This is a genomic window from Mucilaginibacter sp. (genome assembly GCF_028288105.1).
Lineage (GTDB): Bacteria > Bacteroidota > Bacteroidia > Sphingobacteriales > Sphingobacteriaceae > Mucilaginibacter.
Genome location: NZ_JAQBOI010000089.1, coordinates 1 through 7,316 on the forward strand (window position 1 = coordinate 1; position 7,316 = coordinate 7,316).

General features: G+C 39.6%; 11 protein-coding genes. All 11 read right to left on the reverse strand.

All coding sequences use genetic code 11. The features are described 5' to 3' along the window. On the reverse strand, positions 1 to 695 hold a 695-nt coding region (locus JWQ85_RS06240; protein WP_299465576.1), incomplete at its 3' end, for a UxaA family hydrolase. A gap of 167 nt (positions 696 to 862) precedes the next feature. After that, the gene (locus tag JWQ85_RS06245) at positions 863 to 1,690 is read right to left on the reverse strand and encodes an OmpA family protein (RefSeq protein ID WP_299465579.1); all 828 of its coding nucleotides are present in this window, start codon (positions 1,688 to 1,690) and stop codon (positions 863 to 865) included. A 21-nt stretch (positions 1,691 to 1,711) separates the two neighbouring features. Beyond that, positions 1,712 to 2,374: a DUF2461 domain-containing protein gene (locus JWQ85_RS06250; RefSeq protein WP_299465582.1), complete on the reverse strand. Its 663-nt coding sequence runs from the start codon at positions 2,372 to 2,374 to the stop codon at positions 1,712 to 1,714. A gap of 42 nt (positions 2,375 to 2,416) precedes the next feature. Continuing rightward, on the reverse strand, positions 2,417 to 2,692 hold the full coding sequence (locus JWQ85_RS06255; protein WP_299465585.1) for a hypothetical protein: 276 nt from the start codon (positions 2,690 to 2,692) through the stop codon (positions 2,417 to 2,419). Between the two features lie 9 nt (positions 2,693 to 2,701). Beyond that, complete coding sequence (locus JWQ85_RS06260) at positions 2,702 to 3,277, reverse strand: DUF420 domain-containing protein (RefSeq protein WP_299465587.1); 576 nt, start codon at positions 3,275 to 3,277, stop codon at positions 2,702 to 2,704. A 106-nt stretch (positions 3,278 to 3,383) separates the two neighbouring features. Then, the gene (locus JWQ85_RS06265; RefSeq protein WP_299465590.1) at positions 3,384 to 4,082 is read right to left on the reverse strand and encodes an SCO family protein; all 699 of its coding nucleotides are present in this window, start codon (positions 4,080 to 4,082) and stop codon (positions 3,384 to 3,386) included. Beyond that, entirely contained in the window at positions 4,082 to 4,423 is a 342-nt protein-coding gene (locus JWQ85_RS06270) for a cytochrome C oxidase subunit IV family protein (RefSeq protein ID WP_299465592.1), read from the reverse strand. The genes JWQ85_RS06265 and JWQ85_RS06270 overlap by 1 nt, the downstream gene beginning before the upstream one ends. 19 nt (positions 4,424 to 4,442) lie before the next feature. Beyond that, a complete protein-coding gene (locus JWQ85_RS06275) occupies positions 4,443 to 5,162 on the reverse strand; it encodes a cytochrome c oxidase subunit 3 (RefSeq protein ID WP_299465595.1) in 720 nt (239 codons plus the stop codon). Positions 5,163 to 5,168: 6 nt separating this feature from the next. Continuing rightward, the gene (locus JWQ85_RS06280; RefSeq protein ID WP_367186186.1) at positions 5,169 to 5,753 is read right to left on the reverse strand and encodes a heme-copper oxidase subunit III; all 585 of its coding nucleotides are present in this window, start codon (positions 5,751 to 5,753) and stop codon (positions 5,169 to 5,171) included. Beyond that, a complete protein-coding gene (gene cyoE / locus JWQ85_RS06285; RefSeq protein WP_299465598.1) occupies positions 5,750 to 6,619 on the reverse strand; it encodes a heme o synthase in 870 nt (289 codons plus the stop codon). The genes JWQ85_RS06280 and cyoE overlap by 4 nt, the downstream gene beginning before the upstream one ends. After that, the coding region (locus tag JWQ85_RS06290; RefSeq protein WP_299465601.1) for a COX15/CtaA family protein at positions 6,616 to 7,316 on the reverse strand (701 nt) is incomplete at its 5' end. The genes JWQ85_RS06290 and cyoE, both read right to left, overlap by 4 nt.

The window sequence follows — 7,316 nt, forward strand, 5'->3', positions numbered from 1 at the left end:
CCGGCCAATAAACCGCATAAAGCATCAGAATCTGTACGGGTACCACCACAACCCATATCATGGTTCAGGAATTTTATTCCGTCTATATTCTCAAATAATTTTTTAGATGTATGCCCTTCGGGCGATAATTGCAGGTCAGCCTGCAAGATCTCTGCAGTTGATTTACCTGACTGGTACATCTCTACCAAACTATCCACCTCGCTCTCGTACCCGCGCGGTTTAGCAAACCCCAACTTAGCCGATAGCGCTTCCTTTAATACATTAATATTCCTGTTTTCGCAAAACACCAATGGGATAACCAGCCAGTAATTAGCCGTGCCCACAGAGCCATCTGCTCGGTGGAAGCCCATAAAGGTTTTACCACGGTAAGCTTCAGCAACGCCGGGCACTATCCAACCTGTTTTGCGGTCGCCCAGCTTAAAATCGCTTGAGGCATGCTTTATATTATTTACTGTTAAGGCTGTACCTTGCGGGATATATTCGCAGGCTTTACCAACCAATACGCCGTACATGTAAATAGAAGCCCCATTTTCCAGTGCGGCAATACTGAATTTATGCTTGGCCTCAACAGCAGTAAGCAGGTCAAAAGTTTGCCCGTTAAAGCTTATCCGGGTACCAGCAGCAAGATTAGTTAATGCCACCAGAACATTATCTGCCGGGTGTATTTGTATATAGGTATGTTTTTCTGTAGGCATGCTTATGGGGTAAGCTTATAAATGATTTCTGTATTACGAATATAGAAACCATTTGTAATTATTTAATGTAAAAATCACACTTAATGTAAATATTATGACAAAAAAAATCCCCCAATACATGGAGGACTTTTCCTTTTATGGAATATCTTATTTTTCAATGGATTATATTATTTCGTAATCAGGTTGTATAGCTCGTCCAGTTTTGGTGTAAGTACTATCTCTATACGCCTGTTTTTAGAAAGTGCTTCGGCGGTTGTGGCGGTATCAATAGGCTGGAACTCGCCTTTACCAGTAGCCGTTAACCTTTTAGGATCAATATTCTCTGTTTCGGTAAGGTAACGGGTTACTGATGTTGCGCGCAACACGCTCAGATCCCAGTTATCTTTTATCTGGCCAAGGTTTTTTATCTTTTTATTATCGGTATGGCCTTCAACCGCAATGTTAATATCTGCTTCTTTGTTTAACACTGCTGCCAGTTGTTTAAGCGCTTGTTTACCTTTTTCATCAATAACAATACTACCTGATGGGAACAGCAATTTATCAGTTAAGGATACATATACTTTACCGTTACGGATATCAACCGTTAACCCACTCTGCTGGAAACCAAGCAGGGCTTTCTGCAGCTTATCTTTAAGGGCATTTGTTGCTTCATCGCGCTTACGCAAAATTTCTTCCACCTCTTTCAGGCGTGCTTCGCGTTTTTGCAGATCAGTAGATAATTGGGTAACCTTTGATGAACTGGCGCTATAGTTTTTATCTAAGGCATTATATTTATCGTTTAAGCCACTGTAGTTGCCTTTAAGAGCAGCCAGTTCCTGGCGGATACGCGATGTATCACCGATCAGCTTAGACACCTGCTCTTCCAATGTAGTTGTACGCGTAGATAATGAATCGCGCTCGGCCAGTAAAGCTTTATGCTTTTTAGGCGACATAACCACGCACGATTGCAGTACGGAAATGAACAGAACGGCAAAAAGTAAATACTTGAATTTCATGATATGTAGGATTTAATTGTATTAAGCAATTGCGTTTTTCAGAAAAACATTTAATGGGTATACCTTGCTGCACATGTTAACTATTTCGTCGGCAGCGCCAGCACTCGTCAACTCTTTATCTTTTAAAGAATGCGAAACAATAAAACTCTTCAACTTTAGCAGATCAATATTTTCGTTATCAACATCATAACCCTTAGGGGTTGTTTTCAACTGATCTTGTTTCCTAAACTCACCAAAAAGTTTTACAAACTCTTTATCGTCAATTATTTTTTTAAGATCATTGGCATTATAGTCTATTTCCTGGCGAATGGCTTTCAGGTGTTCGGCCTCGGGCATCCAGTAACCACCAGCTATAAATGATTTACCGGGTTGTATATGCAGATAATATTCTACCCCACCTAATTTAGAACCTAAAGTTGGCAGGCTTACGCCAAAATTATTTTTATACGGGATCTTATTTTTGCTGAAGCGGATATCGCGATATATGCGCATCACGCATTTCTTAGGGTCAAGGTCGGCGCTAACGCTGGGGTCTACTTTGTGTAGTTTAGTAATTACGCTCGCGGCAAGCTCAATTACATTTTCGCGGGCCTTATCGTACTTTTCTTTATTAGCCTGAAACCACTCCCTGTTATTATTTTCTACAAGCTCTTTTAAAAAATCAAGCGTTTGGGGTTCTATCATTATAAAAGCGAAATATAAATGAAGATGCAGGAATTGATCAGCTTAGTTTAGGTTAAGCTTCTCGCCACGCATGTTAAGGTCTACATCTTTACGGCGATATTTTTTATACCATACATAGGCCACTACAGCTACTGCCAGGTAAGGTGCACCAAGCAGGTACATAATACCATTATTTAACCCGTTGGCCTTAGAGCTGCCATTTTTTGAACTACTCTCTACTGTTGCAGCACACATGGCACATTGCGCCTTTACCGGCACTACACTGCATACCAATAAACCAAAAACTAATACGAGATATAAATACTTTAACTTTTTCATGTTAGCCAATTAAAAATGATAGTACGGCTTTATCATCAAATATACAACAACGCCCGATATTGTAACAAATAACCATATAGGGAACGCCCATCTTACCAATTTCTTATGTTTTTCTACCTGCATTTGCAGGCCACGGTAAAAACTTAATAATATAAGAGGTAATACACCGGCAGCCAGCACAATGTGTGGTACGAGTATCCACAAATATATTTTTCTTAAACTGCCAACATCCGTCAGTTCGCTTTTAGATAGCAGGCCATCACCATCAATATCACCGTACATGGTATCGTTGCGCATTAAATAATGAAACAGGATGTATGATACCAGGAACAATGAGGACAGGCAGAAGGTTAAAATATTTAACCGCTTATGAACTGTTATGTTTCCGTTTTTGATGAAGTACAACGATGTTAACAGCAGCACACTACAAGTACCATTCAAAAAGGCATTTAGCAAAGGCAGGTATGGTGTAAAGGTGGGTGGCGTTGCAGGGCCAGGTATAAGGTGGCGGTTAAGTAAAATAACCACAGTGATAACAAATATGGTTACGCCAGCTACGAATCGGAATATAAATTTATCAGTCATTTTTCTAAGAGAGTCATGAATCAGGACAACAGGAGTCAGGATTCGTTTAATGCATTATGTTTGATAAGAGAGTTTGTCTTGTCTCTTAATTCTTGATTTCTTATCTCTAATAGAGCGCTTTATCAACCTTGCGCAATTCTTCGGCTATCAGCACTTTTATCTCATCGTTAAGCTTGGTGAGGTCGGCTGCAGATGTTCCGGAATAATACCCTCTGATGCGTTTTTCGGCATCTATCAGTATCAGCTTATCGCTGTATATAAAATTATCTTTATCGGCCTGTACCGCGTTTACTAAAAACCCTTTCCGGGCAAGGTTATAAGTTGTACTGGTATCGCCCGATAGGAAAAGCCATTTTTTATTTACCTCAAACTTAGCGCTGTATTTCTTTAGTGCCTGCGGCGTATCCCTTTGTGGGTCTACCGTTATCGAAGTAAAGTATATCATCGGGTTTTTGCGGTAGGCATACACCAGTTCGCTGATATTCTTGTTTACTGTGTTGCAAACGCTTGGGCAGTTAGAGTAAAAAAAGCTGGCTATAAAAATTTTCTTATCAAAGTTTTTGAATGATACCTGCTTACCGTCCTGATCCAGCAACGTAAAATCGCTCAGCTTGTGATAAATACTATCCGGGATGTACGTTCCGTGAAACTTGTGTCCGGTTTTCGCAACTTCTTTTGGGCCGTAAAATGGCAGTGGCTTGTACCTGTTCTTGCCCTTTGCGGTTAGCAAATAATATAAAAATCCCGGTAAAGCTAATATCAATACCAGGATTATTATTTTTTTCAGGATGTACCCTTTACGCATTACGCTCTTAGGTCTACCCAGTAATGGCTTTCGTTTGTAAGCACCAATATTAACCCTATAATAAATAATATAGGGACTATGATGCATAAGGCTAAACCAATTCTTTCGAATTTTAAGTGCATAAAGTATGCAACAATGTAAAATGCCTTAAACAAGGTTAACACAATATAAACCGGGTTTGCCCAATGCAGAGGGATGTGGCCTGCAGGTACTAACCAAAGTGCTATTATAAACTCAATTACAGTTATACCCAATAATACTCCAAATACCTTGAATATTTTTTTGCGGGTCATTCCTTCACCATGCTCTTCGTGGTGAACTTCTGTTGATTCTGATGACATATGTTTATCAGTTAAATTTTTAAACTAAGTAAAAGAAAGTAAATACAAATACCCAAACAAGGTCTACAAAGTGCCAGTAAAGGCCAACTTTTTCTATCATTAAATAGCTGCCTCGTTTTTGGTAAGTACCTAACAATACGTTTATAGTAATAATGATATTGATGATAACCCCGCTAAATACGTGGAAACCATGGAACCCTGTTATGGTAAAAAATAAGTTTGCAAATTGCTGTGCATAGGTGCCGTAACTAGCTTCGTTACCGCCTTTAAACAGGTGTTTAAGCTCTTCCATATTTGGGATATGCCCCCACCAAAAACCTTCGTGGTGTAAGTGGCTCCACTCTAATGCCTGGCAGCCTAAGAAGGTGAAACCACCTATAATAGTTGCTACCATCCACCATAACACTTCTTTTTTAGCCATACGATGGCCGGCCTCTACAGCCAATACCATAGTAACCGAGCTAAGGATCAGGATAAACGTCATTAAACCCACAAATACAAGTGGTGCGCCGCTATCTAATAAACCTGGTACCGATTGGAAAACCAAATCTGGCGCAGGCCAGCTGCTGGAGCTGAAACGCAGTGCACCATAGGCAATTAATAATGATGAAAAGGTGAACGCATCCGAAAGGAGGAAAAACCACATCATCATTTTACCATACTCAACATTAAACGGCGATCTGCCGCCCGACCACGGGGTTGTCTTTACTTCATCAATAGGTGATACTTGTACACTCATGAGTTTTTATTGTTGGTTCAAAAGTAAAAAAACATACAGATAAATCCATATAATATCGACAAAATGCCAAAAAATAGAGGACATCTGCATACTGTATAAATTTTTAACCTGCTCTATACTGCGGTAACTACGCCAAAGCGTATTTGCCAATAATAACAAGCCGGCAAAAATGTGTAATAAATGCATCCCGGTGAATACATATATAAATGATTGGGATGCATTGGGATTGCTAAAATATACGCCCATTTTAGTAACCAAATAGTACCATGCGTATAACTGGATTGCAAAAAAGGCGATTCCTAAAAATATAGTAAGCCAAAGAAAAAGCCTTTGCTTAGCAAACTGCAATCTTCTGGCAGCCTGCGATGCCAAAAACATAGTTATGCTGCTTAATATAATTACAGCGGTGCTGTACATAAAGGCATCAGGCAGTTTCATATTCATGCCATGTGCCGAACTACCGCCTGCGTATACGATAAAACCACTGGTTAACGCCGCAAAAAACATAAACGATGTGAATATGAAGATCCACATGTTGAATTTTTTGGGTGCCAGGTTTAATCTATCTTCTTGCTGTATCTTGGCCATCATTTTCCTATAAAATCAAATAAAAACATTAGTTGCACTACCGGCAAATAATAAAAAGAGCCAAACATTAACTTTTGTGCCGACTTAATTTCGAGTGTGCGTAAAAGGTTTGATGCCTGGTATAAAAATATAAGGCTCATTATTAATGATACCGCGCCTACGTAATAACCACCGTAACCGTAATATGTTGGTAATAAACTAACTGGCAACAAAATTAAAGTTACAATAAAAGTAATTATAGCGCTTGCCCTATCGCGTTTTCCTGTTGGTAATAACCGAAAGCCTGCCAGTTTATAATCATCATCCAATACCCATGCAATGGCCCAAAAATGCGGGAACTGCCATACAAACTGTATTGCAAATAATATTAGTGCTATCTCGTCAATTTTTGGGTGAGCGCCTACGTAACCAATTAGTGGTGGTAACGCACCCGGTATAGCACCCACAAAAACGGCTATAGGCGATTTACGCTTTAATGGCGTATAAGCAAACGCATATAATAATATCGAGAACACCGATAAGTACCCAGTTGTAAGATTTAACTTGCCCAATAAGTAGGTACCGAATATGGCCATAAACAAGCTTATCACTAATGCTTGTCCATTGGTCATCCTGCCCGATGGTATTGGCCGGTCGGCAGTACGTCTCATTAAACGGTCAAGGTCTTTCTCAATAATCTCGTTAAAGCCGTTTGCAGCCGATGTAACAAAAAAGCCACCTGTTATTAATAACAACCATTTACTCCAGAAATCCCAGCTACTCCAATCAATAGGGCCGTTTACTTTGCTGCCAATAACAAACGATATTGAAGCCGAAAATACCACCAATAAGGTCAGCCTTAATTTAACCAGCTTTACAAAATCCTTCATTTACCTGCCCCCTGCACATTAACCGAACTAAATAAATTCAACAACAAATAAAATTGAGCACCAAATATTAAACTTGCCAAAACAATGTGCGATGCCTGCGCAAATGGCGGCAATGACCAGTACGATAAAAATATACCGGTAACTATCTGCAACATTATCATTAAAAAGGTAAAACTCATTAGCTGTTGCTGTATCGAATGTCTGTTAAAGCCTTTGCGTATCAACACATATAAAATAAGGTTTACTACCAATACTATAACGGCAACATCGCGGTGCTGTGCAAAAATATCGCCTGCACGTTGTACCCAACTATCGCGGTAGCTGCCTTCTAAGTGGCTTGCAACCGCATCTATTTTTTCACGCACCTCGGTGCCAAAAGTTATTTGCAAAATGCTCATCGCTAAAACCAGCAAGGTAACAATAGCTACAAATGGTTTGCTTTGCACTTTATACCTGCCCTGTACTTTTGCCATGTGGTAGGTAGCTATGCTTATAGCTAATATAGCCAAGGCAATAAGCATGTGTACCGTTACTATCCAAGCAACCAAGTTAGTTGATACCACTATCGATCCCAGCCATCCCTGAAAGCCCACCAGGATAAAGTTAAATACACTTAATACGACTATCAACTTACTGCTTTTCCAATATTTAAAAGAGTAAACAATGCACAGGAATAAGAATATTCCAGATATTGCGC

Coding starts and splice junctions, on each gene's coding strand:
- JWQ85_RS06245 (WP_299465579.1), bottom strand. CDS start 1,690: ATGAAATTCAAGTATTTACTTTTTGCCGTTCTGTTCATTTCCGTACTG.
- JWQ85_RS06250 (WP_299465582.1), bottom strand. CDS start 2,374: ATGATAGAACCCCAAACGCTTGATTTTTTAAAAGAGCTTGTAGAAAAT.
- JWQ85_RS06255 (WP_299465585.1), bottom strand. CDS start 2,692: ATGAAAAAGTTAAAGTATTTATATCTCGTATTAGTTTTTGGTTTATTG.
- JWQ85_RS06260 (WP_299465587.1), bottom strand. CDS start 3,277: ATGACTGATAAATTTATATTCCGATTCGTAGCTGGCGTAACCATATTT.
- JWQ85_RS06265 (WP_299465590.1), bottom strand. CDS start 4,082: ATGCGTAAAGGGTACATCCTGAAAAAAATAATAATCCTGGTATTGATA.
- JWQ85_RS06270 (WP_299465592.1), bottom strand. CDS start 4,423: ATGTCATCAGAATCAACAGAAGTTCACCACGAAGAGCATGGTGAAGGA.
- JWQ85_RS06275 (WP_299465595.1), bottom strand. CDS start 5,162: ATGAGTGTACAAGTATCACCTATTGATGAAGTAAAGACAACCCCGTGG.
- JWQ85_RS06280 (WP_367186186.1), bottom strand. CDS start 5,753: ATGATGGCCAAGATACAGCAAGAAGATAGATTAAACCTGGCACCCAAA.
- cyoE (WP_299465598.1), bottom strand. CDS start 6,619: ATGAAGGATTTTGTAAAGCTGGTTAAATTAAGGCTGACCTTATTGGTG.